General features: G+C 69.4%; 20 protein-coding genes. All 20 read left to right on the top strand.

All coding sequences use genetic code 11. The features are described from left to right. Nucleotides 1-438 precede the first annotated feature (438 nt). The 20 genes from mraZ to ileS all read left to right on the top strand — a co-directional run bounded on the left by mraZ (nucleotide 439) and on the right by ileS (nucleotide 24,843). The gene (gene mraZ, locus AB0M45_RS30710; RefSeq protein ID WP_040776870.1) at nucleotides 439-870 is read left to right on the top strand and encodes a division/cell wall cluster transcriptional repressor MraZ; all 432 of its coding nucleotides are present in this window, start codon (nucleotides 439-441) and stop codon (nucleotides 868-870) included. 183 nt (nucleotides 871-1,053) lie between these two features. After that, entirely contained in the window at nucleotides 1,054-2,025 is a 972-nt protein-coding gene (rsmH, locus tag AB0M45_RS30705) for a 16S rRNA (cytosine(1402)-N(4))-methyltransferase RsmH (protein ID WP_364336369.1), read from the top strand. 31 nt (nucleotides 2,026-2,056) lie between these two features. After that, entirely contained in the window at nucleotides 2,057-2,839 is a 783-nt protein-coding gene (locus tag AB0M45_RS30700; RefSeq protein ID WP_364336367.1) for a hypothetical protein, read from the top strand. Between the two features lie 131 nt (nucleotides 2,840-2,970). Further along, entirely contained in the window at nucleotides 2,971-4,734 is a 1,764-nt protein-coding gene (locus AB0M45_RS30695) for a penicillin-binding protein 2 (protein WP_364336405.1), read from the top strand. A gap of 356 nt (nucleotides 4,735-5,090) precedes the next feature. Beyond that, the gene (locus AB0M45_RS30690; RefSeq protein WP_364336403.1) at nucleotides 5,091-6,620 is read left to right on the top strand and encodes a UDP-N-acetylmuramoyl-L-alanyl-D-glutamate--2,6-diaminopimelate ligase; all 1,530 of its coding nucleotides are present in this window, start codon (nucleotides 5,091-5,093) and stop codon (nucleotides 6,618-6,620) included. Continuing rightward, nucleotides 6,617-8,155 (top strand): UDP-N-acetylmuramoyl-tripeptide--D-alanyl-D-alanine ligase, encoded by a 1,539-nt coding sequence (gene murF / locus AB0M45_RS30685; RefSeq protein ID WP_364336366.1) that lies wholly within the window; start codon nucleotides 6,617-6,619, stop codon nucleotides 8,153-8,155. The genes AB0M45_RS30690 and murF overlap by 4 nt, the downstream gene beginning before the upstream one ends. Further along, a complete protein-coding gene (gene mraY, locus AB0M45_RS30680) occupies nucleotides 8,152-9,228 on the top strand; it encodes a phospho-N-acetylmuramoyl-pentapeptide-transferase (protein WP_040776879.1) in 1,077 nt (358 codons plus the stop codon). The genes murF and mraY overlap by 4 nt, the downstream gene beginning before the upstream one ends. Before the next feature lie 47 nt (nucleotides 9,229-9,275). Then, nucleotides 9,276-10,718, top strand: coding sequence for a UDP-N-acetylmuramoyl-L-alanine--D-glutamate ligase (gene murD, locus AB0M45_RS30675; protein ID WP_364336401.1), 1,443 nt, complete (start codon nucleotides 9,276-9,278; stop codon nucleotides 10,716-10,718). Further along, complete coding sequence (gene ftsW / locus AB0M45_RS30670; RefSeq protein WP_364336363.1) at nucleotides 10,715-12,154, top strand: putative lipid II flippase FtsW; 1,440 nt, start codon at nucleotides 10,715-10,717, stop codon at nucleotides 12,152-12,154. The genes murD and ftsW overlap by 4 nt, the downstream gene beginning before the upstream one ends. Beyond that, on the top strand, nucleotides 12,151-13,260 hold the full coding sequence (murG, locus tag AB0M45_RS30665) for an undecaprenyldiphospho-muramoylpentapeptide beta-N-acetylglucosaminyltransferase (protein WP_364336361.1): 1,110 nt from the start codon (nucleotides 12,151-12,153) through the stop codon (nucleotides 13,258-13,260). Before ftsW ends, murG begins: the two co-directional genes overlap by 4 nt. Nucleotides 13,261-13,381: 121 nt before the next feature. Further along, nucleotides 13,382-14,821 (top strand): UDP-N-acetylmuramate--L-alanine ligase, encoded by a 1,440-nt coding sequence (gene murC, locus AB0M45_RS30660; RefSeq protein ID WP_364336399.1) that lies wholly within the window; start codon nucleotides 13,382-13,384, stop codon nucleotides 14,819-14,821. Nucleotides 14,822-14,908: 87 nt separating this feature from the next. Next, on the top strand, nucleotides 14,909-15,550 hold the full coding sequence (locus tag AB0M45_RS30655; RefSeq protein ID WP_364336397.1) for an FtsQ-type POTRA domain-containing protein: 642 nt from the start codon (nucleotides 14,909-14,911) through the stop codon (nucleotides 15,548-15,550). 352 nt (nucleotides 15,551-15,902) lie between these two features. Next, nucleotides 15,903-17,147, top strand: coding sequence for a cell division protein FtsZ (gene ftsZ, locus AB0M45_RS30650; RefSeq protein ID WP_364336359.1), 1,245 nt, complete (start codon nucleotides 15,903-15,905; stop codon nucleotides 17,145-17,147). A gap of 210 nt (nucleotides 17,148-17,357) precedes the next feature. Then, entirely contained in the window at nucleotides 17,358-18,086 is a 729-nt protein-coding gene (gene pgeF / locus AB0M45_RS30645; protein WP_364336357.1) for a peptidoglycan editing factor PgeF, read from the top strand. Further along, complete coding sequence (locus AB0M45_RS30640; RefSeq protein WP_364336355.1) at nucleotides 18,083-18,859, top strand: YggS family pyridoxal phosphate-dependent enzyme; 777 nt, start codon at nucleotides 18,083-18,085, stop codon at nucleotides 18,857-18,859. Before pgeF ends, AB0M45_RS30640 begins: the two co-directional genes overlap by 4 nt. A 187-nt stretch (nucleotides 18,860-19,046) precedes the next feature. Further along, a complete protein-coding gene (locus tag AB0M45_RS30635) occupies nucleotides 19,047-19,829 on the top strand; it encodes a cell division protein SepF (protein ID WP_364336353.1) in 783 nt (260 codons plus the stop codon). 89 nt (nucleotides 19,830-19,918) lie between these two features. Further along, complete coding sequence (locus AB0M45_RS30630) at nucleotides 19,919-20,221, top strand: YggT family protein (RefSeq protein ID WP_039797136.1); 303 nt, start codon at nucleotides 19,919-19,921, stop codon at nucleotides 20,219-20,221. A 69-nt stretch (nucleotides 20,222-20,290) separates the two neighbouring features. After that, nucleotides 20,291-21,145 carry a DivIVA domain-containing protein gene (locus tag AB0M45_RS30625; RefSeq protein ID WP_364336351.1) on the top strand — a complete coding sequence of 285 codons (855 nt, stop codon included), beginning with the start codon at nucleotides 20,291-20,293 and terminating at the stop codon, nucleotides 21,143-21,145. Between the two features lie 77 nt (nucleotides 21,146-21,222). Beyond that, nucleotides 21,223-21,423: a hypothetical protein gene (locus tag AB0M45_RS30620; RefSeq protein ID WP_364336349.1), complete on the top strand. Its 201-nt coding sequence runs from the start codon at nucleotides 21,223-21,225 to the stop codon at nucleotides 21,421-21,423. Nucleotides 21,424-21,708: 285 nt separating this feature from the next. Further along, nucleotides 21,709-24,843, top strand: coding sequence for an isoleucine--tRNA ligase (ileS, locus tag AB0M45_RS30615; RefSeq protein WP_364336347.1), 3,135 nt, complete (start codon nucleotides 21,709-21,711; stop codon nucleotides 24,841-24,843). The last annotated feature ends 116 nt before the right edge of the window (nucleotides 24,844-24,959 follow it).

Below are 24,959 nucleotides of genomic sequence, written 5' to 3'. Positions count from 1 at the left end.
GGCGCCTTTTCTACAAATAATCCCTCCCACTTACCTTCACAATTTCACCCCCGCGGGCCCCGCCGCACCGCAATGGTGCGGCGTCGCCGTCTCGTGCGTGTGGAAACCGGCCGCGCGGATGATCTTCGAGTGGGACTTCCCGGTTCCCCCACACCTCCCCACAAACTTCCCCCACCACGCCGCCCGCAGCGGTCCGCGCCCCGGGGATCAGAGCGTTTGCTGGGTGTTTTCGGGCGTTTGTCCCAGGGGGTGGCGCGTGTCGGCAGAACTCGTGAAAAGTTCTCCACGGCAGTGATAGCTGAGATGACCTGCGGAATCGTCTGGGTCGGGAGCCAGATCACCGCCTGTTTCGATTGAAAGTGGGGGAAAGTGGGGTAATGTGGAGCGCGCAGTACGGAAGGGCCGACCAGCGAGGTGATCGACTAGGGAGGTATCGAGATGTTTCTCGGTACCTACACACCTCGCCTGGACGACAAAGGGCGACTCACGTTGCCTGCGAAGTTTCGAGACGATCTGGCGGGAGGGTTGATGGTCACGAAGGGGCAGGACCACAGCCTTGCCGTGTACCCGAAGGAAGAGTTCACCGCGCTCGCCCGGCGGGCCGCGGCCGCGTCTCGAAGCAACCCGCAGGCTCGGGCGTTCGTCCGGGCACTCGCGGCCGGAACGGACGAGCAACGTCCGGACGCGCAGGGCCGGATCGTGTTGTCGGCCGACCACCGTCGCTACGCCAACCTGAAACGGGATTGCGTGGTGATCGGCTCGGTCGACTTCCTGGAGATATGGGACAAGCAGGCGTGGGAGTCCTACCTCGCCGAGCACGAGGAGGACTTCTCGCAAGCCAGAGACGAGTCGCTGGGCGGAATCTTCTAGCCGCGGGCGAACGAGTGCCGCGCGGTCTCTGCCCGGACGCGGACCCTGACGTACTTCCCCGACGCCAGGTGCCGGAGTTCGGTCAGAGACCACGGGGCATTCGTATCCGTATCGAAAGCACTGTGTATCAAGGCGACCCGTGTGCGGTGCGCGACAACGCGAGGCAAACTCCGGGAGGTCGAGGTGAACCGTGAACAGCGCGGCCCCCGCCACGTTCCGGTTCTGCTCGAACGGGCCGACGCGTTGCTCGGTCCGGCTCTGTCCGAGCCCGGCGCGATCTACGTCGACGCCACCCTCGGCCTCGGCGGTCACGCCGAGCACTTCCTGCGCACCTACCCGCACATCCATCTGGTCGGGCTGGACCGCGACACCACCGCGTTGAAACTGGCCGGCGAACGGCTCGAGCCATTCGCGGATCGGATCACCTTGGTGCACACCCGCTATGACGGCATCGCCGACGCGCTGACCGAAGCGGGACTGCCCGCCACCGGATCGGTCTCGGCGATTCTGATGGATTTGGGTGTCTCGTCGATGCAGTTGGACGAGGCCGACCGCGGCTTCGCGTACTCCGTCGACGCCCCGCTGGACATGCGGATGGATCCGACCAGCGGACCCACCGCCGCCGACGTGCTCAACACCTACAGCCACGGCGACCTGGCCCGGGTGCTGAAAACCTACGGCGAGGAACGCTTCGCGAGCCGGATCGCCGCCGAGGTGGTCCGGCGTCGCCAGATCAAGCCGTTCACCACCAGCGCCGAACTGGTGGAACTGCTGTACGCCACGATCCCCGCGGCCACCCGCCGCACCGGTGGGCATCCGGCCAAGCGCACCTTCCAGGCGCTGCGGGTGGAGGTCAACCGCGAACTCGATTCGCTGCGGGCCGCGCTGCCCGCAGCGCTCGCCGCGCTGCGTGTCGGCGGACGCATCGTCGTGATGTCCTACCAATCGCTGGAGGACAAAGTGGTCAAGCAGGAGTTCGCCGCGCGCACCACGTCCAGGACTCCGATGGGCCTGCCGGTCGAACTGCCCGGCATGGGACCGGAGTTCCGGCTGCTGACCCGCGGCGCGGAGAAGGCGACCGAACAGGAGATCGAAGAGAACCCGCGGGCGACGCCGGTCCGGATGCGTGCCGCGGAGCGGATCCAGGAGGCGTGATGACGAATCATTGCGCAGAGGAGGGGAACCGATGAGCGTGCGGACACGGACCGTCGAAGCGCCGGGCCGGGTCGCCCGGCGGGTCCAGGATGCCGAGCGGGTGAAATCCGGTGCGGCGCAGCGTGCCTACGCGCGGCGGCGGATGCGCGTCGAGAACGGCTCGGACAGCGCCTTTTTGCCTGCCGTGCGGCGCTCGGCGATGGCCGCGCGCATCCCCTTCGTCACCGCGCTCATCGCGCTGCTCGGCTGCGGTCTGGCGCTCACCCTGCTGCTGACCACCCGCGCCGCCGAGGACAGCTACCAGCTCGGCGACGCACGGGCCACCAACAGGCGACTGGCCGACGAGCGCGCCGCGTTGCAGCGTGAGGTGGAGGCCGCCGATTCGGCGCCGGAACTGGCCGCGCGAGCGCGGGAACTCGGCATGATCCCGGCCAGGGACCCGGCCCGCCTGCTCGTCGGCCCGGACGGCTCGGTCACGGTGATCGGCAAACCGACCCCGGCCCAGGGCGCCCCGGTGCCGCCGCTGAACGCATCGCCTACTCCGTCGCGCGCGGCCATGGGCGAACGGGTGGTCCCGGTGACCACCACGCCCGGCGCCCCGCCACAGGGACGTCCGAATACCGGGGCGCAGAACAGCGCTCAGGCGAACGCGGCGCCCGTACCGGGGAACCCGGCACCGGTGTCTCCTTCGCCGGTCGACCCGGCGCAGGCCGAACCGACGGCCCAACCAGCCGGCGCGCCGCAGCCGCAGGTGGACGTGGCTGTGCCGCAGGCACCGCAGCCGCGGGACGTACCCGGCGGAGTGCCGCGGTGACGCACCCGAGGCAAGCGCAGCGCCGGCGCCGCGGACCCTCCGCACCCAGGGCCGCGGCCAGGCCCCGCCAGGTTCCCGTGTCCGTCTCGGACGGTCCGGTCCGGCTGCGCCTCGGCGTCGGACGGGTGATCATGCTGGTCGCGCTCGCTGTGGTCGCGCTGCAACTGCTGTGGGTACAGAGCGTCGCGGCGCCGGGACTGTCGGCGCAGGCGGCCAGCCAGCGCACCACCCATCAACCGGACCCGGCGATCCGCGGGCCGATCACCGACCGCAACGGCAAGTCGCTTGCGTTCACCATCTCCGCGAAAGCCTTGACCTTCCAACCCGTTCGGGTTCGCCAGGAGCTCGCGGACGCCAGGGCCAAGAACGACAAGGCGCCCGACCCGGAGGAGCGGCTGCGCGCCATCGCGCGCACCATCCACGAAAAGGTGGGCAAGGACGCGCCCGCGGAGGCGGACCTGCTGGCGAAGCTGCGCAGCGACGAGCCGTTCGTGTACTTGGCGCGCAATGTCGATCCGCGTATCGCGGGTGAGATCACCGAGCAATTCTCCCAAGTCGGCTCGGAGCAGCAGAGCATCCGGGTGTACCCCGGCGGCTCGCTGGCGGCGAACGTTGTCGGCGCCACCGGCTGGGACGGCCACGGACAGGTCGGGCTGGAATCGTCGCTGGACTCGGTGCTGGCCGGTACCGACGGGTCGCACACCTACGATCGCGGTTCCGACGGCGCGGTCATCCCGGGCAGCTGGCGGGACGAACAGCCCGCGGTCAACGGGTCCGCCGTCGAGCTGACCCTGGATTCGGACCTGCAGTACTACGTGCAGCAACAGGTCCAGCAGGCCAAGGATGTCTCCGGTGCGGGCTCCGCTTCGGCCGTCGTCCTGGACGCCAAGACCGGACAGGTCCTGGCGATGGCCAACGACAACACCTTCAACCCCGCGCTGGGACCGCAGAAGTGGGCGGGCGCCGATCTGAGCAATCCGTCCGTCACGGACGTGTTCGAGCCGGGTTCGGTGAACAAGATCGTCACGGCGGCCGCGGCCATCGAGTACGGCTTGACCGATCCCGACGAGGTCGTGCAGGTGCCCAGCGCGATCCAGATGTCGGGGGTCACCGTGCACGACGCGTGGTCGCACGACGTCGAGCCGTACACCACCACGGGAATCTTCGGCCGATCCTCGAACGTGGGCACGCTCCTGCTGGCACAGCGGGTGGGGGAGAATCGCTTCGCCGACATGGCGCACCGGTTCGGGCTCGGCCGGCGCACGGGGATCGGCCTGCCGGGGGAGAGCGCTGGGCTGATGCCGGACCGCGACCAATGGTCCGGCGGCACGTTCGCGAATCTCCCTATCGGGCAAGGGCTTTCGATGACCAACTTGCAGATGGCCAGTATGTACCAGGCGATCGCCAATGACGGTGTCCGCATCCCGCCCCGCATCGTCCGCGCCGAGGTCGCGCCGGACGGCGCCCGTACCGAGGAGACCCAGCCGGACGGGGTGCGGGTGGTGAGCCCGCAGACCGCGGCCACGTTGCGGACGATGTTCCAGGCGGTCGTGCAGCGCGACCCGATGAACGCGAACCAGAACGGCACCGGATGGCCCGCGGCCATCACGGGGTATCAGGTGGCGGGCAAGACCGGTACCGCGCAGAAGGTGGACCCGAACTGCCGGTGCTATTCCACGTCGTCGTTCTGGATCACGTTCGCCGGCATGGTTCCCGCGGACAATCCGCGTTACGTGATCGGGCTCATGCTGGATGCCCCGATCCGCAGTTCGGACGGCAGCGGCGGCGGGTCGGTGGCTCCGCTGTTCCACAACATCGCCTCCTGGGCGCTGCAGCGGGACCGCGTTCCGCCGTCGGCGCAGCCGTCCCGGCGATTCGTGCTGCAGGCAGGGTGATCCGACCGCTGCCGCGGTGTGAGACCTGCGTGATCGGGTAGGAAGGCATCAGCACTGTGCACAGGAAACCGCAGGTGGGCGACGTGTTCGAGAAGCGGAGGGGATCGGCGGTCCGCCGTGCCCGGCGCGGTCTCGCCTGGCGGCGTCCGACCGGCGCGTGGCGTGCTCCGGACCGGGCGAGCGAACCCGTAGGGTGCGGTGGGCGAGGTACCCGACTTTGCGGTGGGGCGCATGGTCCCGCTGTGACCGGTCGCCGGTAACCTGACACGTCGATCGATGCCCCCGAAAGGAGCCTGGTTTCTGTGCAGTCCGGTCAACCGCGCGCATTGCGGCCAGAGCATTCGCCGTCGACGCCGCTGGCGTCGCTTGCCGCCGCCATCGGGGCGGCGACGAGCGACGCGACGGCTGCGCATGGCGTCTCGGTCACCGGCATCGAGCAGCGTTCCCATGCCGTGCTGCCCGGCGATCTGTTCGCGGCGCTGCCCGGCGCCCGCTCGCACGGCGCGCGTTTCGCGGCGGACGCAGTGGCGCGGGGCGCGGTCGCGGTGCTGACCGACGCGGCGGGTGCGGAGCTGGCGGGCCCCCTCGAGGTGCCGGTCCTGATCCGGGAGAACCCGAGGGCGGTACTCGGCGAGCTGTCCGCGGGGATCTACGGAAACCCGTCCGAGCGGCTGCGCATCGTCGGGATCACCGGAACCTCCGGCAAGACGACGACCTCCTATCTGGTCGAGGCCGGACTGGCCGCCGCGGGGCTGTCCACCGCGCTGATCGGCACCATCGAGACCAGGATGGGCGGCAGGCGGGTGCCGAGCGCGCTGACCACCCCGGAGGCGCCACAGCTGCACGCGATGTTCGCGCTCATGGTCGAGCAGGGAGTGGACGCGGTGGTGATGGAGGTTTCCAGCCACGCGCTGGCGCTGGGCCGGGTGGACGGGGTGCGGTTCGCGGTGGGCGCGTTCACCAATCTGTCGCAGGACCATCTGGATTTCCACGCCGACTTCGAGGACTACTTCGCCGCGAAACGCAAACTGTTCGAGCCGGATTCGCCTGTGGCGGCGCGCACCGCCGTGATCTGTGTGGACGACGAGTGGGGACGACGGCTGGCTGCTGGGCTCGCACGCCCGGTCACCGTGTCGACCGCCCGTTCCGCCGCCTGGAGCGTCACCGGCACGGTGTCGGCGCACGGCGGCGAACAGGACTTCATCGCGTCCGGTCCGCAGGGGGATGTCGCTGTGCGACTGCGGCTTCCCGGCCACTACAACATCGCCAACGGCTTGCTCGCCGTCGCCGTGTGCGCCGCCGCGGGAGTCGAGCCGTCGGTTGCCGCGCCCGCGCTGGCGACCGTGGACGTACCCGGCCGGATGCAGCGGGTGGAGCGCGGACAGGACTTCCTGGCGATCGTCGACTACGCGCACAAGCCAGCGGCGCTGGAATCGGTGATCGCCACGCTGCACGGGCATCTTGCGGCGGACACCGGGGGACGGCTCGCGGTGGTCGTCGGCGCGGGCGGCGACCGCGACGCGGCCAAGCGGCCGCTGATGGGCGCGGCGGGCGCGCGGGGGGCCGATCTGCTGATCATCACCGACGACAACCCGCGCACCGAGGACCCGGCGGCGATCCGCGCCGCCGTGCGCTCGGGTGCGCTCGAGGTGCCCGAGGCCGAGCGTGGCGAAGTGCGCGAGATCGGCGATCGGGCGGAAGCGATCGCGGCCGCGGTGGACTGGGCGCGCCCCGGTGACGTGGTGCTGGTCGCGGGCAAGGGACATGAGGCAGGGCAGGAGATCCAGGGCGTGAAGCATCCGTTCGACGACCGCGACGTCCTCGCGGCCGCATTGGAAAGACGCAGTCCGCAAGGTAACCACGCGGAGGACTTGACGGTTTCATGATCGAGATGACACTGCGGGAGATCGCGGACGTCGTCGGCGGCACGCTGCACGACGTCGCCGACCCGGAGGTGCGAGTGACCGGCGCGGCCGAATTCGATTCGCGCCGAATCGGTTCCGGCGACCTGTTCCTGGCGTTGCCGGGCGAGCGCGCCGACGGCCACGACTACGCCGTCGCGGCCGTCGCCGCGGGCGCGGTGGCGGTGCTGGCGGCGCGGCCGGTGGGCGTTCCCGCCATCGTGGTCACGGCGGACCGTGCCGCCATACCGTCGAATTCCGTTGCCCTGACGCACGATTCGGATGGGTCCGGCGCCGCCGTGCTCACCGCGCTCGCCGCGCTGGCGCGCGAGAGCGTGTCGCGCCTCGTCCTCGGCGGGCTGACCGTCGTCGGCGTCACCGGCTCGTCCGGCAAGACCTCGACCAAGGATCTGCTCGCCGCCGTGCTGGCTCCACTGGGCCCGGTGGTGGCTCCGCCGGGTTCGTTCAACAACGAACTCGGTCACCCGTGGACCGCGCTGCGCGCCGACGCGAGCACCCGATTCCTCGTCCTCGAGCTGTCCGCGCGCGGGCCGGGTCATATCGCCGCACTGGCCGAGGTCGCGCCGCCGAGCATCGGCGTGGTGCTCAACGTCGGCACCGCGCATCTGGGCGAGTTCGGTAGCCGCGAGGCCATCGCGAAGACCAAAGGCGAGCTGGTGGAGGCGCTGCCGCCGACCGGGCTCGCCGTGCTCAATGCCGACGATCTCCAGGTCGCCGCCATGGCCGCGCGCACGTCCGCGCGCGTGGTGACGGTCGGGCAGTCCACAATCGCCGACATCCGTGCCACCGACATCCGCCTCGACGATCAGGCCCGCGCCGCGTTCACCGTGCACACGTCCGCGGGCAGTGCCCAGGTGCGTCTGGCCGTCCATGGCGAGCACCAGGTCGGCAACGCGCTGTCGGCGATCGCGGTCGCGCTGGAATGCGGCGCGGATCTGGACGCCGCGGTGGCGGCGTTGTCCGGTGCGCGCGCGGCTTCGGCCCGCCGGATGGACGTGCGCACCACCGCCGACGGGATCACCGTCGTCAACGACTCCTACAACGCCAACCCGGATTCGGTCCGCGCCGCGCTCAAGGCATTGGTGAGCATGGCGCGCGCGGGCGAGGCGCCGCGGCGCAGCTGGGCGGTGCTGGGCGAGATGGCCGAGTTGGGCCAGGAATCGGTCATCGAGCACGACGCCATCGGCCGGCTCGCCGTGCGGCTGGACGTCAGCCGGGTGGTCGTCGTCGGAACCGGAAGGCCCTCCCGCGCACTGCACCAGGGAGCCGTGATGGAAGGGTCATGGGGCGAGGAATCGGTCCTCGTACCGGACATCGAGGCGGCGATCGCACTGCTCGACGAGGAAGTCGCGGCGGGCGACGTGGTGCTGGTCAAGGCATCGAAGTCGGTCGGACTGTGGGAGGTCGCCGAGCATCTGACCGACCCGGGCGCCGTGGCCGCACGCCGTGGCGCCCCGGCGAGCAGCGGGGCGGGACAGGACACGGAGGCAGCAGGATGAGACAGATTCTCTTTGCCGCGGCGATTGCGCTGACGGTCTCGATCCTGCTCACCCCGCTGTTGATCAGGTTGTTCGCCAAGCAGGGTTTCGGACAGGAGATCCGGGTCGACGGTCCCGCCAGCCATCAGGCCAAGCGCGGCACCCCGACCATGGGCGGCGTGGCGATCCTGGTGGGCATGTGGGCCGGGTATCTGGGATCCCATCTGATCGGCATCGGCTACAACGCCGACGGCCCATCGGCGTCGGCGATGCTGGTGCTCGGCCTGGCCACGGCGCTCGGCGCGGTGGGCTTCATCGACGACTTCATCAAGATCCGCAAGCAGCGCAACCTTGGCCTGACCGCGGCGGGCAAGTACCTCGGCCAACTGTCCGCGGCCGTGCTGTTCGGCGTGCTCGCATTGCAGTTCAAGGGCGGCAGCGGGCTCACACCGGCCAGCAGGCATCTGTCCTACGTGCGCGATATCAGCACGGTGACCATGGGCGTGGTCGTCTTCCTGGTGTTCGTGTGCTTCGTGGTGGTCGCCTGGTCCAACGCGGTGAACCTCACCGACGGCTTGGACGGGCTGGCCGCCGGATCGATGAGCCTGGTGCTCGGCGGATACGTGATCATCACCTTCTGGCAGTACTACCACGCCTGCGAGACCAAGCCGGAGACCGGTTGTTACAACGTGCGCGATCCGCTGGATCTCGCCCTGGTCTGCGCGGCGGGCGCCGCGGCGTGCGTCGGGTTCCTCTGGTGGAACGCCGCCCCGGCCAAGATCTTCATGGGTGACACCGGTTCGCTCGCGCTCGGCGGCCTGCTGGCGGGCCTGTCCATCACCACCCGGACCGAACTGCTGATGATCGTCATCGGCGCGCTGTTCGTCGCCGAGACGGCGTCGGTGGTGCTGCAGGTCGCGGTCTTCCGCACGACGCGCAACCGGCTGTTCAAGATGGCGCCGTTCCACCATCACTTCGAGCTCAGCAAATGGGCCGAGACCACGGTGATCATCAGATTCTGGCTGCTGGCCGCGATGGCCTCCGCCGTCGGGCTCGGTCTGTTCTACAGCGAATACCTCTCCGCGGTCGGGTGAACGAGATGGTCGAACATTCTCCGCGGGCCCTGCGCACACCAGGGCCCATGCTGGAATTCCTGCGCGGCCGGGACGTCCTGGTCGCCGGCTGGGGCGTGTCCGGGCGCTCGCTGGTCGAGCCGCTGCGCGATATCGGCGCGCGTCCGGTGGTCACCGATGGCGGCGCGGCCGCGCTGGCCGAGGCAGCCGGGCTCGGCTTGGACGTGGCCACCTGTACCGAGCTCCAAACCGCGGACTGGAGCCGGTTCGCGCTGGTGATCACCAGCCCGGGCTGGCGACCGGACTCGCCGGTGCTCGCGTCAGCGGTGGCCGAGGGCACGCCGGTGTGGGGTGACGTCGAGTTCGCCTGGTGGGTCGATCAGGCCAGGATCTACGGCCCGGTCCGCAAGTGGCTGGTCATCACCGGCACCAACGGCAAGACCACGACCACGCAGATGACCCACTCGATTCTGCGCGCCGCGGGTATCGCCAGCGTGGCCTGCGGCAACATCGGCCTCCCGATCCTGGACGCGTTGCGGCGCAATCCCGGTCCACAGGTGCTCGCGGTCGAGCTCTCGTCGTTCCAGCTGCACTGGGCGCCGTCGGTGCGGCCGGAGGCGGGCGTCGTGCTCAACGTGGCCGAGGACCACCTGGATTGGCACGGAGGCTTGGACGCCTACGCCGCGGCGAAGGCGCGAGCGCTGGTCGGCCGGGTCGGCGTGGTGGGTTTGGACGATCCGGTGGCTGCTTCGCTGGCGCGCAAGTCCAAGGCCCGCCGGACCGTTGGCTTCCGGGTCGGGGTGCCCGCCGACGGCGAACTCGGCGTGGTCGACGGCAAGCTGCTCGACCGCGCGTTCACCAAGGCCGCGATCCTGGCCGAGGTCGCCGACATCAGCCCACCCGGTCCCGCGGGCGTCGCCGACGCGCTCGCCGCCTCCGCGCTGACCAGGGCGATCGACGTCGCGCCGCAGTTCGTCCGGGAGGGGTTGATCGAGCACAAGGTCGGCCCGCACCGCGCCGCCTTCGTGCGCGAGCTGGCGGGGGTCGAGTTCGTCGACGACTCCAAGGCCACCAACCCGCATGCCGCGCGCGCCTCGATCCTCGCGCATCCGCAGGTGGTCTGGGTGGCCGGTGGCCAGCTCAAGGGCGCGCACGTCGAGGACCTGATCGAGGAGGTCGCCGACCGCTTGGTCGCGGCCGTGCTGATCGGTGCCGACGCGCCGGTGATCGCGGCCGCGCTGGCGCGACACGCGCCCGAGGTCCCGGTCGTCGAGCTGGTTACGGGAGACGATGCAGGGATGGGTGACGAAGCGTCGCGGAACGCCGCGGCCGACGCCGTCATGGCGCGTGCCGTGCGCGCGGCGGCCGGATTCGCCCGGCCCGGCGACACCGTGCTGCTGGCTCCCGCCGCCGCCTCGCTGGACATGTTCGCCGATTACACGCACCGGGGCCGCAGCTTCGCCGCGGCGGTGCACGCCCTGGAAGACGGTGACATCGGAAGGCGGCTATGACGGAAGCGGCGCGGCGCAAGCGCGAGTCGGTCCCACGATTCTGGGCCTGGCTGGCGCGGCCGCTGGCGTCGTTCCATCTGGTGGTCACCATCGCCACCCTGCTCACCGTGCTCGGGCTGGTGATGGTGCTGTCGGCCTCCAGCGTCGAGGCCTACGCCGACGGCGGATCGGCCTACTCGCTGTTCATTCAGCAGGCCATGTTCGCCGCGGTCGGTACGGTGCTGTTCTATCTGGCGCTGCGCATCCCGCTGCGCAGGTTGCGGCAGTGGTCGTTCCCGTTGTTCGCGCTTTCGGTGCTCGCCCTGCTGCTGGTGCTCATTCCCGGCATCGGCTCGCAGGTGCAGGGCGCGCGCCGCTGGCTGGTGCTCGGGCCGGTCTCGGTGCAGCCGTCGGAGGTCGTGAAGGTGACGCTGGTGGTGTGGGGCGCGCATCTGCTTGCCTCTCGCCGCGCCGAGCACGCGAGCCTCAAGGACGTCCTGGTTCCGCTGGTGCCCGCCGGTCTGCTGGTGTGCCTGCTCGTCGTGCTGCAACCGAACCTGTCCACCACGATCGCGCTGGGTGTGGTGCTCGCGGCGCTGCTGTGGTTCGGCGGTCTGCCGGTGCGCCTGTTCGTGACGATCGCGCTGTCCGGTGTGATCGCCGCCGGGGTGCTCGCGCTGTCGGCGGGCTATCGCTCCGATCGCATGCGCGCGTTCTTCAACCCGGGTGACGACCCGCAGGGCATCAACTACCAGGCGCGTCAGGCGCTGTACTCGCTGGCCGACGGCGGTATCTGGGGCCGCGGGCTCGGCCAGAGCCGGGCCAAATGGAGCTACCTGCCCAACTCGCACAACGACTTCATCTTCGCGATCATCGGCGAAGAACTCGGCTATCTCGGCTGCGCGCTGGTGCTCGGCCTGTTCGCGCTGTTCGTCTACACCGGCCTGCGGATCGCGGCCCGCTCGGCTGACCCGTTCCTGCGGCTGCTCACCGCCACCGCGACCACCTGGATCACGGCGCAGGCACTGATCAACATCGGATACGTCGTCGGCCTGCTCCCGGTGACCGGCCTGCAACTGCCGCTGGTCTCCGCGGGTGGATCGTCGCTGGCGATCACGCTGTTCATGTTCGGCATCATCGCCAACGCGGCCCGGCACGAGCCGGAGGCGGTGGCGGCGCTGCACGCCGGACAGGACGGCCGCTTCAGTAGGCTGTTGCGGTTGCCCAAACCCGAGGTGTACGCACCGGCACGGGCCGCGGCGCGGCGCGGCCGAGCGCCGCGACCGGCCGACCGCGGACCGTCGGCGCTGCCGCCCGGCAGACGCGGACGCTCCGGTAGCGAACCGCCGCGGCGCCGGTCGCCGGAGAGTCGCGGCACCAGTTCGGCGCGCGCCACCAGGGCATGGGAACCCAGCTATCCGGTCAATCACGCAAGGGAACGAGGAAGATCCAGGTGATCTCGGTAATCGTCGCGGGCGGCGGCACGGCGGGCCACATCGAACCGGCACTGGCGGTGGCCGACGCGTTGCGACGGCTCGACGATTCGATCCGGGTGACGGCGCTGGGAACCGAACGCGGGTTGGAGACCCGCCTGATTCCCGGCCGCGGCTATCCGCTCGAACTGATCCCGCCGGTTCCATTACCGCGTAAGCCGACGACCGATCTGTTGCGGTTGCCCGCACGGGTGCGCGCCTCGGTGGCCGCCACCAGGGCGGTGATCGACGCCGTCGAGGCCGACGTGATCATCGGATTCGGCGGATACGTGGCGCTGCCCGCGTACTTGGCCGCGGGCCCTGGCGTGCTGCGTCGCCGTCGCGCGGTTCCGGTGCTGGTGCACGAGGCGAACGCCAAGGCGGGTATCGCGAACAAGATCGGCGCGCGCCGCGCCGCACGCGTGCTGGCCGCTGTTCCGGATTCCGGCTTGCCGAACGCTCAGGTCGTGGGCATTCCGGTGCGCGAATCGATCACGGGACTGGACCGCGCCGCGCTGCGCGCCGAGGCACGCGCCCACTTCGGCCTGCCCGCCGAGGGGCCGGTGCTGCTGGTCTTCGGCGGTTCCCAGGGCGCGCGGACCCTGAACGAGGCCGTGTCCGCGGCCGCGCCGCAGCTGGCCGCCGCGGGTATCTCGGTGTTGCACGCGCACGGTCCGAAGAACACGCTCGAGCTGGACGCCGCCGCTTCCGGTCCGGACGGCGCCCGTTATGTGGCGGTGCCCTACCTCGCGCGGATGGATCTCGCCTACGCGGCCGCCGACGCGGTGGTCTGCCGGTCGGGCGCGATGACCGTCGCGGAGGTCTCCGCGGTGGGCCTGCCCGCGTTCTACGTGCCGCTGCCGCATGGCAACGGGGAGCAAGAGCTCAACGCCCGCCCGGTGGTCGGCCAGGGCGGTGGCAGAATTGTCCTCGATTCCGAGTTGACGCCGAAGTATGTGATCGATGAGGTGATTCCGCTGCTCATGGACCCCGCACGGCTGATCGAGATGGGCCGTGCCGCCGCAGGCGCGGGGCACCGCGACGCCGCCGACGAGGTGGCGCGGATCGCGAGGGAGGTGGCGCGGGCATGAGCGAGCGTCAGCGAGTGAACCATCGACACAGTGCGCCCTCGCGCACGAGGGAGCCGAGCGCCGGCGAGGTGCAGTCGTGAGTGAGCGGACAGCTCTGCCGCCGGAGCTGGCGCGCGTGCACATGGTCGGCATCGGCGGGGCCGGAATGTCGGGTATCGCCCGGATTCTGCTCGCCCGCGGTGGTGCTGTGTCGGGGTCGGACGCCAAGGAGAGCCGTGGCGTGCTCGCGCTGCGGGCGCGCGGCGCGCAGGTGCGGATCGGGCACGACGCGACCGCGCTCGACCTGCTGCCCGGCGGCCCTACCGCGGTGGTCACCACCTACGCGGCCATTCCGAAGACCAATCCGGAACTGGTCGAGGCCAACCGGCGCGAGATCCCGGTGCTGCTGCGCCCCACCGTGCTCGCCGCGCTGATGCAGGGGCATCGCACCCTGCTCGTCTCCGGCACGCACGGCAAGACTTCGACCACCTCGATGCTCATCGTGTCGTTGCAGCACTGCGGTGTCGACCCGTCCTTCGCGGTGGGTGGCGAGCTGAACGAGGCGGGCACCAATGCCCACCACGGCACCGGCGACATCTTCGTGGCCGAGGCGGACGAGAGCGACGGGTCGCTGCTGCAGTACGAGCCGGACGTCGCCGTGGTCACCAACATCGAGTCCGACCACTTGGACTTCTTCGGCTCCGACGAAGCCTACGTCCAGGTCTTCGACGATTTCGCCGACCGGCTCGCCGCGGGTGGCCTGCTCGTGGTGTGCCTGGACGATCCGGGCTCGCGGGCGCTGGCCGAGCGGGTTGGCACGCGTTTGGCGGAGAAGAATGTCCAGGTCCTCGGGTACGGATCCGGCGATCTCGCCGCTGCGCCGGTCCCGGTGGGCGCCCGGCTGCACAGCTGGGAGCCGCGTGACGTCGGCGGGATCGCGCAGTTCCAGCTCGCCGACGAGGCCGCGCCGCGCACCGTGCGACTCGCGGTGCCCGGCAGGCACATGGCGCTCAACGCGCTCGGCGCTCTGCTCGCCGCCCGTGCCACCGGCGCCGACGTGGGCGAAATCATCCAGGGCCTGGAGGGTTTCGGCGGCGTGCACCGCCGATTCCAGTTCGCCGGACGGGAGAACGGCGTGCGGGTCTTCGACGACTACGCCCACCACCCGACCGAGGTGCGTGCCGTGCTCGGCGCCGCCGCCGAACTGGTCCAGCAGGAGGCCCGCGACGGCGCCCGGTCCAGGCAGGGGCGGGTCATCGTGGTCTTCCAGCCGCACCTCTACAGCCGTACCGCGACTTTCGCCGAGGACTTCGGCGCCGCGCTGAGTTTGGCCGACGAGGTAGTGGTGCTGGACGTCTACGGCGCGCGGGAGAAGCCGCTGCCCGGTGTGAACGGCGCGCTGGTCGCGCAGGCGGTCACGAAACCGGTGCACTACCAGCCGGATATGTCCCGGGTCGGCCGTCAGGTCGCGGGGTTGGCGCTGCCGGGCGACGTGGTGATCACCATGGGCGCCGGTGACGTGACGATGCTCGGCGGTCAGATTCTCGACGGACTTCGGGCCCGGCCCCAGCACGGACGGTGACCCGGCGTGCGCGGGGTCGGTTCGGCGCGCGAGGCCGGGCGCCGAGCGGGTGATCGGTTCGGCGCGGTGGACTGGCGCCGGATTCGGTTGTGGGGCTTGCTGACCGTGTGCGTCCTTGCGGCGGTCGGGGTCAGCGCGTGGTACACGCCGGTGCTGTCGGTGCGCACCGTGCGGATCGACGGAACGGTAGCGGTGCCTGAGCAGCAGGTGCGCGATGTGCTCGAAATCCCATCGGGCCGCTCCATACTGCGCGTCGACACCACCGCGATCGCGCGGCGGGTGGTGACCATTCCGAAGGTTCGCATGGCGCGGGTGCAGCGGGTTTTCCCGTCCACGGTGCGGGTTACGGTTGTCGAGCGCGTTCCGGTGTTGTTCTATGACAGCCCCGAGGGCGCGCATCTGGTCGACGCGGAGGGCGTGGAATTCGCGGTCGAGCCCGCACCGATCGGTGTGCCGAAGTTGATCACCGATCATCCCAGCGGCACGGATCCGGTGACCGGCGCCGCCGTGTCGGTCCTCGCCATCGTCCCGCCCGCGCTGGCGATTCAGGTGGACGAGGTTGTGGCACGGTCTATTTCGGATATCTCGCTGAATCTGAAGGACGGCCGCACGGTATTGTGGGGCGGGACGGGCGACGGCGAACGGAAGTCGGCGGTGGTGTTGCCGCTGCTGACGCGCCCCGGAACGGTGTTCGATGTTTCGAGTCCCAATCTGGTCACGGTAAAGTGATCCACACCCATTGCGCCCAGGGAATTTTCGACGGCCCGGCAGCGGTTCCGGCGTCGAAGAGGGGGCGGCCGGGTGCAACCGTTCACCATACGACGTGTGGAGCGGCGAGACGAGCGGGATCACGCAAGATTCTGGCTCTCGTGTCGGCGCGCCTGCGCGCGTATCGCGGCGGCTGCGAATAGCGTTCCGCACCAGTCGGATACTTGACATAATGCTAACCCTATGGTTGAGCTTTAGGGTTTGCCCCGCGCCGCGGTTCGCTCCCTGCAGCGACCCGACCCCGGACGGGTCGAAGGCGGCGTGCCGAGAATCCGGAAACGACAGGCTTTAGATCGAAGGAAGGCGAGAGCCCATGACGCCCCCGCACAACTACCTTGCGGTGATCAAGGTCGTCGGTATCGGCGGCGGCGGTGTGAATGCCGTCAACCGGATGATCGAGCAGGGACTCAAAGGTGTCGAGTTCATCGCGGTCAACACCGACGCACAGGCGCTGCTGATGAGCGACGCCGACGTCAAGCTCGACGTCGGTCGTGAGCTGACCCGCGGTCTCGGTGCCGGCGCGGACCCCGAAGTCGGCCGCAAAGCCGCCGAGGACCACAAGGACGAGATCGAGGAGGTGCTCAAGGGCGCCGACATGGTCTTCGTGACCGCGGGCGAGGGCGGTGGCACCGGAACCGGTGGCGCTCCGGTCGTCGCACAGATCGCGCGCAAACTCGGCGCGCTCACCATCGGCGTGGTCACCCGCCCGTTCTCGTTCGAGGGCAAGCGGCGCGGCAATCAGGCCGAAGTGGGCATCAACCTGCTGCGCGAGTCGTGCGACACGCTGATCGTCATTCCGAACGACCGGCTGCTGCAGCTCGGCGACGCGGCGGTCAGCCTGATGGACGCGTTCCGTTCCGCCGACGAGGTGCTGCTCAACGGTGTACAGGGCATCACCGACCTGATCACCACCCCCGGTCTGATCAACGTCGACTTCGCCGACGTCAAGAGCGTGATGTCCGGTGCGGGTAGCGCCCTGATGGGTATCGGTTCGTCGCGCGGCGAGGGCCGCTCGGTGAAGGCGGCCGAGGCGGCGATCAATTCGCCCCTGCTGGAGGCGTCCATGGACGGCGCGCACGGGGTGCTGCTGTCCATCGCGGGCGGTTCGGACCTCGGTCTGTTCGAGATCAACGAGGCGGCGTCGCTGGTGCAGGAGGCCGCGCACATCGAGGCCAACATCATCTTCGGCACGGTGATCGACGACTCGCTCGGCGACGAGGTGCGGGTCACCGTGATCGCGGCGGGCTTCGACGGCGGCGGACCCGCCCGGCGCACCTTCGACGCCGCGAGCCGGGGCGCCATCGGTTCGGCGCGATCGGGTGAGATCGGGCATCGAAGCGTGGGCGAGATCTCGGCGCGCGGCACCGACAGCTCGGCGAGCACGTCGGGCACCAGCACCGCCGGCCGCGGGGCGGTCCCGAGTTATCGGGACACCGAACGGCCGCGCACCTTGGCCGAGCCGACCGCCACGACCACTCCGCGGTCGCCCGTCACGCCCGCGGGCGGCGATGACGATGACGACGACGTGGACGTGCCGTCGTTCATGCGCAGGGGCTGACCACCGGATCGGTTCCGGCGCCGGCCGGGACCGAGTCGCCGTTGCGGCCGCTGCCGGACCGTACTACGGCTACGGACAAGCGATTTCGGCGACCGAGCCGCCGCGGCGTGATCGCCGAACTCGGCGGTATGCACCGCCGCCTCGGCGGATCTTTCGGCCTCTACCTGGGCATTCCGTCACCGTTCGCCGGCCGCCGTTAGGCTCGTCGGCATGACAGTTGTGCCGACTACGACCGTTCGACGGGTCACCACGACCAGGGCTGGTGGCTACTCGGCGCCGCCCTACGACTCGTTCAATCTCGGCGACCACGTCGGTGACGATCCCGCGGCGGTGCGGCGCAACCGCGAGCGGCTGGCCGAGGGGATCAGCCTGCTGCCCGAGCGCCTGGTCTGGATGGAACAGATCCACGGCCGCAATGTCGAAATCGTCGACGGCCCGCGAGCCGAGCCGGTCCCCGCCACCGATGCTCTCGTGACCACGGTGCCCGGCCTCGCGCTGGTCGTGCTCTCCGCCGACTGCGTGCCGATTCTGCTGTCCGATGACGAGGCGGGCGTGATCGCGGCGGTGCACGCCGGGCGCGTCGGCGCCCGCATCGGCATCGTGCCACGCGTGCTGGAGGCGATGGTGTCGGTCGGCGCGCGCCTGGATCGCGTCGGCGCCTTTCTCGGGCCCGCCGCCTCCGGCCGTCGATACGAGGTCCCCGCCGCGATGCGCGCCGACGTCGAAGCACATCTGCCGGGCAGCGCGACCACGACGGTCCGTGGAACCCCCGGGCTCGATCTGCGTGCGGGCATATCGCGGCAGCTCAGGGAGGCCGGGGTCGCCGGGATCGCTGTGGACCCGCGCTGCACCATCGAGGACCGCACCCTGTTCAGCCATCGTCGCGGCGCGCCGACCGGCCGGATCGCCGGGGTGATCTGGATGGAGGCCACCGCATGAGGGAACCGGCCATTGTCGCGGCCGAAGGACCGACTCTTGTGCAGCAGCGCGCGGCCAGAACCGCCGAGCTTTCCGGCAACCTGACCGGCCTGCTGGCACGGATCGACGCGGCCTGTCGCGCGACGGGACGCGCGCCGGAGGCGGTGCGACTGCTGCCGGTGACGAAGTTCTTCCCCGCCTCCGACGTGGCGATCCTGCATCGGCTCGGGCGGCGCGAGTTCGGCGAGTCCCGGGAGCAGGAGGCGTCGGCCAAGGTGGCGGCCCTGCGTGAGCAAGACCTCACCGGCATCCAGTGGCACATGATCGGGCGGCTGCAGCGGAACAAAGCACGGGCCGTGGCCCGCTGGGCGCACACCGTCCACTCGATCGACAGCGAACGCTTGGCTACCGCACTTGACGCCGGTGCGCAGGCGGCGCTGGAGGCGGGGGAGCGCACCGAACCGGTCCGGGTGTTGCTCCAGGTGAGCCTGGATGACGACCCCGCGCGCGGCGGTGTGGCGGCGGCCGATCTCGCTGCGCTCGCCGAACAGGTAGCGGCCGCGCCGGGATTGTGTTTGTCGGGTCTGATGGCGATTCCGCCCTTGGGGGCGGAGTCTGATGCGGCATTTGCACGACTTGCGACATTGCACACTCGATTGCTCGCCGATCATCCGGACGCGACGGAACTTTCCGCCGGAATGTCCGGTGATCTGGAATCCGCGATCGAACACGGTTCGACGGTTGTGCGTGTCGGTACTGCCTTGATGGGTGCGCGACCGATAACCTCGGCGTAGCAAAGAAACCTCATCAGTCACATTCGACACATATGCTGGGAACTGACGAGGGCTGAGCAAGACTTCAACACCCGGCCGCCACCGGGGCCGAAGGAAGGTCGACCAGAATGAGCGAGCGCAGCGAGCGAGTAATCGACGCAGCCACCATCGTGGTCATGACGGAGCCGAGCGACAGCGAGGAGCGGTCATGAGCACGCTGCACAAGTTCAAGGCGTACTTCGGCATGGTTCCGCTCGAGGATTACGAAGACGACTACGTCGACGATCGCGCCCCCCGGGGTGTGGACGAGCGCGGCGCTCGACGACCCCGTCCCCGTGACTACTCCGAGCGCGACGGCTATGCCGACCGCTACGGCGAAGACCAGTACGGCGCAGACCGTTTCGACGACGCCGGCTACCCCGAGCCCGCCTACAAGTCGCCGTACAAGGCGGGATACTCGGTGTCGCGGCGCGACGATTACGCCGACGAGCCCTACGGTGACGACCGATACGAGGCCCCGCGGCGCCCCACCCGGATCGACTCCGGCCCCTCCGGCCGGTTCCGGGCGGGCGGGAGCGCGCCGACGCTGCGCGGCGCCACCCGTGGCGCGCTCGCCGTCGATCCCGACGCCGAGGCGCGCAGGCTGGAGGAGCGCGTGCGTCCCGAGCCCGCCCCGGTACGGCGGCCCGGGATCTTCGAGGACGGAGGCCCCTTGTCCAAGATCACGACGCTGCGCCCGCGCGACTACAGCGAGGCTCGGATCATCGGCGAACGCTTCCGTGAGGGCAATCCGGTGATCATGGACCTGGTGGATCTGAGCAACGCCGACGCCAAGCGGCTGGTCGACTTCGCGGCCGGTCTGGCCTTCGCCCTGCGCGGCTCGTTCGACAAGGTGGCGACGAAAGTGTTCCTGCTCTCACCGGCGGATGTCGACGTATCGGCCGAAGAACGCAGGCGGATCGCGGAAACCGGCTTCTACAACCAGAAATAAGCTCGTGATCTGGGGGGTGGAGCAGACCGGTCGCATGTTCTGGGGCGCGGTCATTTTGCGCGACGCGATTTTTACGGCAGAGTGAAGTCGTGGCCTTGTTCGCGGTGCTGTACTTCGTACTGTTCATCTTCTGGCTGTTGCTGATCAGCCGGGTGATCGTCGAGTTCATCCGTAGCTTTGCCCGAGACTGGCGTCCTACCGGTGTCGTGGTCGTCGTCCTGGAGGTGATCTTCACGATCACCGACCCTCCGGTGAAACTCCTGAGGCGGTTGATCCCCCCGGTGTCACTGGGGGGAATTCGCTTGGATCTGTCGATAATGGTCCTGCTTTTCATCGTGTTCATCCTGATGTCGATCGTGGGCAGGCTCGGGCAACCGGTAGCTCCGGTGTGACAGAATGGGCCGTGTAGACAGCTTGCTAGATCTGCTAGATCTCCAAAAGACGCGTGAAGGGATCCTTCCATGCCGCTGACCCCAGCCGATGTGCACAACGTCGCGTTCAGCAAACCGCCGATCGGGAAGCGCGGCTACAACGAGGATGAAGTCGACGCGTTCCTGGATCTCGTGGAGCAGGAGCTCTCGCGTCTGATCGAGGAGAACGCCGACCTGCGCCAGCGGGTCGCCGAACTCGACGCGGAACTGGCCGACGCCAAGAAGAATCGCGGCCCCGCCGTGGCGAACACGGTGAAAGCGCCGGTGCCGCAGGCTCCTCCGCCGCAGCCGGAGCCGATCAAGCCGCCGGTTCCCGCCGCGCCGCCCGCCCCGATGCCTGCCGCGCCGATGGCCAAGGACGCCAGCGCCGACGCGAACCTGCAGGCCGCCAAGGTGCTCAGCCTCGCCCAGGAGATGGCGGATCGGCTGACCAGCGACGCCAAGTCCGAAGCTGAGAGTTTGCTGTCGAATGCCAGGGCGAATTCCGAGCGACTGGTCGGCGACGCGCGGACGCGGTCGGAGGCCATGATCGCCGACGCCCGCCAGAAGTCGGACGCGATGCTGTCGGACGCGCAGAGCCGCTCGGACAACCAGCTGCGCCAGGCCAAGGAGAAGGCCGACGCGTTGCAGGCCGACGCCGAGCGCAAGCACACCGAGATCATGGCGACCATCACCCAGCAGCGCACCGTGCTGGAGAGCCGGATCGAGCAGCTCAAGACGTTCGAGCGGGAATACCGGGTGCGGTTGAAGTCGTACCTGGAGTCGCAGCTCGAGGAGCTGGAGAACCGCGGCTCGGCCGTCCCGGTCGACGGCGGCGAAGCGTTCGCCGACGCCAACACGGCGAACAACCTCGCGCCCGCCTCGTTCGCCAAGGGCGGCAAGTAGCACGACGCGCCCCAGCGCAGCGGTCCATCCACCGCTAGGGGATCGGTCGAGCCGCCCGGCATGCTTTGGGGGTCATCATGCTCGTCTTGACACTCGTCCTTGCCGCGATCGGCTTCGCCCTGCTCGTGGCCGCGCTCACCACGGGATCGGTGATCTGGGCGTGGGGGTGCATCGTGGTGTGCGTCATCGGTGCTGTGCTCTTGCTGGTGAGTGCCCTGTCCATGCGGAGGCCGGATGGTGATATCCCACCGCCTCCTGGTCGTCATGCCAAACGGTGAAGCAGACCGAGCTCTGACCCGCCTCGCAAACTGAGTTGACCGCGCTGGCTAGAATCAAACCTGAATACGGCGTCGATCCGGCTATCACCGGGGAGCCTTCGGAAGAACGGCGGCACGGCCTCGGGCCGGACGCTCAGTAGAACCGAACGGGTGAGCCCGTCACAGCTCGCGAATGAGAGGTCCGGCGTACTGCCGGACAAGCGGGGTGGTACCGCGGTTTCGGCGCACCGGGCGCCGTCATCGTCCCCGTGCCAACAAGACACGGCACGAGGAGACGCATCCGCCATGGCGGACCACACTTCCAGCAACAGCGCGTACCCGCGCGTCGACCTCGGCGTCGGCAACGGGACGTCGTTCCCCGAGATGGAGCGCCGCGTGCTCGACGCGTGGGCGGCCGCCGACACCTTCCGCGCCAGCATCGAAAACCGTTCCGGCGCAGCGGAATTCGTCTTCTACGACGGCCCGCCCTTTGCCAACGGTCTGCCGCATTACGGACATTTGCTCACCGGATATGTCAAGGACGTCGTCCCACGTTTCCAGACCATGCGCGGTAAGCGGGTGGACCGGCGATTCGGCTGGGACTGTCACGGATTGCCCGCGGAAATCGAAGCCGAAAAGCAGCTCGGTATCACGGACAAATCACAGATCGACCAGATGGGACTCGCGGAATTCAACGCGGCCTGCAAATCGTCGGTACTGCGCTACACCGGGGAATGGCGCGATTACGTGACGCGTCAGGCCCGCTGGGTCGACTTCGACAACGACTACAAGACGCTGGATACCGACTTCATGGAGTCGGTGATGTGGGCATTCAAGTCGCTCTACGACAAAGGCCTGATCTATCAGGGCTTCCGGGTACTGCCCTACAGCTGGTACGAGCAGACGCCGCTGTCGAATCAGGAGACCCGCCTCGACGACGCGTACAAGATGCGCCAGGACCCGGCGGTCACCGTCGACATGGCGCTGCGGGTGCCTGCCGAGCATCCGCTGCACGTCCTCGACGGGGCCAACGCGCTGATCTGGACCACCACGCCGTGGACGCTCCCGTCGAACCTGGCGATCGCGGTGCACCCGGACATCCGCTACACGCATCTGCGCGCGGCCGACGGCAAGCGCTATCTGCTTGCGACCGAGCGTGTCTCGCACTACGCACGCGAGTTCGGCGAGGCGCCCGAGGTGCTCGGCGAGTACGACGGCGCCGCGCTGGCCGATCTGTCCTACACTCCGCCGTTCGACTTCTTCGTCGGCCACCCGAACGCGCACCGGGTGCTCACCGCCGATTACGTCACCACCGACTCCGGCACCGGAATCGTGCACATGGCGCCTGCCTTCGGTGAGGAGGACATGGAGTTCTGCACGGCCAACGGCATCGAGCTGGTGCAGCCGCTGGATCCGGGCGGCAAGTTCACCTCGATGGTTCCGCCGTACGAGGGCCTGATGGTGTTCGATGCCAACCCGGTGATCATCAAGGACCTGAAGGCCGCCGGAAAGCTCTTGCGGCACGAGACGATCGAGCACTCCTACCCGCACAGCTGGCGCTCCGGGCAACCGCTGATCTACATGGCCGTGCCGTCCTGGTTCGTCGCGGTCACGCAGTTCCGCGAACGGATGGTCGAGCTGAACCGGCAGATCACCTGGGTGCCCGAGCACATCAGGGACGGCCAGTTCGGCAAGTGGCTGGAGGGCGCGCGGGACTGGAACATCAGCCGCAACCGCTACTGGGGCAGCCCGATCCCGGTGTGGGTGTCCGACGATCCGGCCTACCCGCGCGTGGACGTGTACGGCTCGCTGGACGAGCTGGAACGCGACTTCGGCGTGCGCCCGGCCGATCTGCACCGTCCGATGATCGACGAGCTCACCCGGCCGAACCCCGACGATCCGACCGGCAAGTCGACCATGCGCCGGGTGCCGGAGGTGCTGGACTGCTGGTTCGAGTCCGGTTCGATGCCCTATGCCCAGGTGCACTACCCGTTCGAGAACAAGGAGTGGTTCGACAGCCACTTCCCCGGCGACTTCATCGTCGAGTACAACGGGCAGACCCGCGGCTGGTTCTACACGCTGCACGTGCTGGCGACGGCTCTCTTCGATTCCCCCGCGTTCGAAACCGTTGCCGCGCACGGCATCGTGCTCGGTGACGACGGGCTGAAGATGAGCAAGTCCAAGGGCAATTACCCGGACGTGAACGAGGTGTTCGACCGGGACGGCTCCGACGCCATGCGGTGGTTCCTGATGAGCTCGCCGATCCTGCGCGGCGGCAACCTCATCGTCACCGAGCGCGGTATCCGCGAGGGCGTTGGCCACGCGTTGCGACCGCTGTGGAACGCCTGGACCTTCCTGCAGCTCTACGCGCCGAAGGCGGGGACGTGGCGGACGGACTCGCCGCATGTGCTGGACCGCTACATCCTGGCCAAGCTGGCGCGGACCAGGGACGTCATCACCGAGGCGCTGGAGGTCTACGACATCGCGGGCGCCTGCGAGGAGCTGCGCTCGTTCGCCGACGCGCTGACCAACTGGTACGTGCGCCGGTCGCGGTCGCGGTTCTGGAGCGAGGACCGCGACGCGGTGGACACGCTGCACACGGTGCTGGAGGTGGTCACCCGGCTGGCCGCGCCGCTGTTGCCGCTGATCACCGAGGTGATCTGGCGCGGGCTGACCGGCGGCGATTCGGTGCACCTGGCCGACTGGCCGAAGGAAGGCGAGCTGCCGGAGGATCCGGAGCTGGTCGCCGCCATGGACGAGGTGCGGGTGGTGTGCTCGACGGTGCTGAGCCTTCGCAAGGCGCAGAACCTGCGGGTGCGGCTGCCGCTGGCCGAGGTCACCATCGCCGCGGCCGACGCCGAGCGGCTGGCGCCGTTCACCGACATCATCGCCGACGAGGTCAACGTCAAGAAGGTTGACCTGACCACCGACGTGGACGTGCACGGCCGTTTCGAACTGGTGGTCAACGCCCGCGCCGCGGGTCCGCGCCTCGGCAAGGACGTGCAGACGGTGATCAAGGCGGTCAAGGCCGGGGAGTGGTCCGAGGGCGCCGACGGCGTGGTCAAAGCCGCCGGAATCGCTCTGCTACCCGAGGAATACACCCAGCGCCTGGTCGCCGCCGAGCCGGAGTCGACCGCCGCGCTGCCCGGCAACGCGGGCCTGGTGGTGCTGAATTCCGTGGTCACCGAGGAACTGGAGGCCGAGGGCTGGGCGCGCGACCTGATCCGCGACCTCCAGGAGACCAGGAAGTCCTCCGGTCTCGACGTCTCCGACCGCATCACCGTGGTCCTGGAGGTTCCCGCCGACCGGGCCGCGTGGGCCGAGGCCCACCGCGACCTGATCGCGGGCGAGATCCTCGCCACCACACTGGTCTTCGGGGACGCGGGGCCGGAGGGCGCCGATCTCGTCGGTGGTGTGCGAGCGAAGGTCACCAAGGCCTGAGCGCCGGATTCCGAGCGAGTCGGGGGGGGGGGGGGGCCCCCCCCCCCCCCCCCCCGGGGGGGAGGGGATAATGGGCGTCGGGGGGGGGGGGAGAGGCGGGGGGCGCGCCGAGCGCA

This window comes from Nocardia sp. NPDC051787, assembly GCF_040681325.1.
Taxonomy (GTDB): domain Bacteria; phylum Actinomycetota; class Actinomycetes; order Mycobacteriales; family Mycobacteriaceae; genus Nocardia.
The sequence above is the reverse complement of the archived record's forward strand: the minus strand, read 5'-3'. Positions and strand labels throughout refer to the sequence as shown.

Excerpts from the sequence above, each read along its gene's own strand:
- murF (WP_364336366.1), top strand. The coding sequence starts at position 6,617 with ATGATCGAGATGACACTGCGGGAGATCGCGGACGTCGTCGGCGGCACG.
- AB0M45_RS30620 (WP_364336349.1), top strand. The coding sequence starts at position 21,223 with ATGCTCGTCTTGACACTCGTCCTTGCCGCGATCGGCTTCGCCCTGCTC.
- AB0M45_RS30625 (WP_364336351.1), top strand. The coding sequence starts at position 20,291 with ATGCCGCTGACCCCAGCCGATGTGCACAACGTCGCGTTCAGCAAACCG.
- mraZ (WP_040776870.1), top strand. The coding sequence starts at position 439 with ATGTTTCTCGGTACCTACACACCTCGCCTGGACGACAAAGGGCGACTC.
- AB0M45_RS30640 (WP_364336355.1), top strand. The coding sequence starts at position 18,083 with ATGAGGGAACCGGCCATTGTCGCGGCCGAAGGACCGACTCTTGTGCAG.
- murD (WP_364336401.1), top strand. The coding sequence starts at position 9,276 with ATGCTGGAATTCCTGCGCGGCCGGGACGTCCTGGTCGCCGGCTGGGGC.
- AB0M45_RS30635 (WP_364336353.1), top strand. The coding sequence starts at position 19,047 with ATGAGCACGCTGCACAAGTTCAAGGCGTACTTCGGCATGGTTCCGCTC.
- pgeF (WP_364336357.1), top strand. The coding sequence starts at position 17,358 with ATGACAGTTGTGCCGACTACGACCGTTCGACGGGTCACCACGACCAGG.
- ftsW (WP_364336363.1), top strand. The coding sequence starts at position 10,715 with ATGACGGAAGCGGCGCGGCGCAAGCGCGAGTCGGTCCCACGATTCTGG.
- AB0M45_RS30695 (WP_364336405.1), top strand. The coding sequence starts at position 2,971 with ATGCTGGTCGCGCTCGCTGTGGTCGCGCTGCAACTGCTGTGGGTACAG.
- ftsZ (WP_364336359.1), top strand. The coding sequence starts at position 15,903 with ATGACGCCCCCGCACAACTACCTTGCGGTGATCAAGGTCGTCGGTATC.
- ileS (WP_364336347.1), top strand. The coding sequence starts at position 21,709 with ATGGCGGACCACACTTCCAGCAACAGCGCGTACCCGCGCGTCGACCTC.
- murC (WP_364336399.1), top strand. The coding sequence starts at position 13,382 with ATGGTCGGCATCGGCGGGGCCGGAATGTCGGGTATCGCCCGGATTCTG.
- mraY (WP_040776879.1), top strand. The coding sequence starts at position 8,152 with ATGAGACAGATTCTCTTTGCCGCGGCGATTGCGCTGACGGTCTCGATC.
- AB0M45_RS30700 (WP_364336367.1), top strand. The coding sequence starts at position 2,057 with ATGAGCGTGCGGACACGGACCGTCGAAGCGCCGGGCCGGGTCGCCCGG.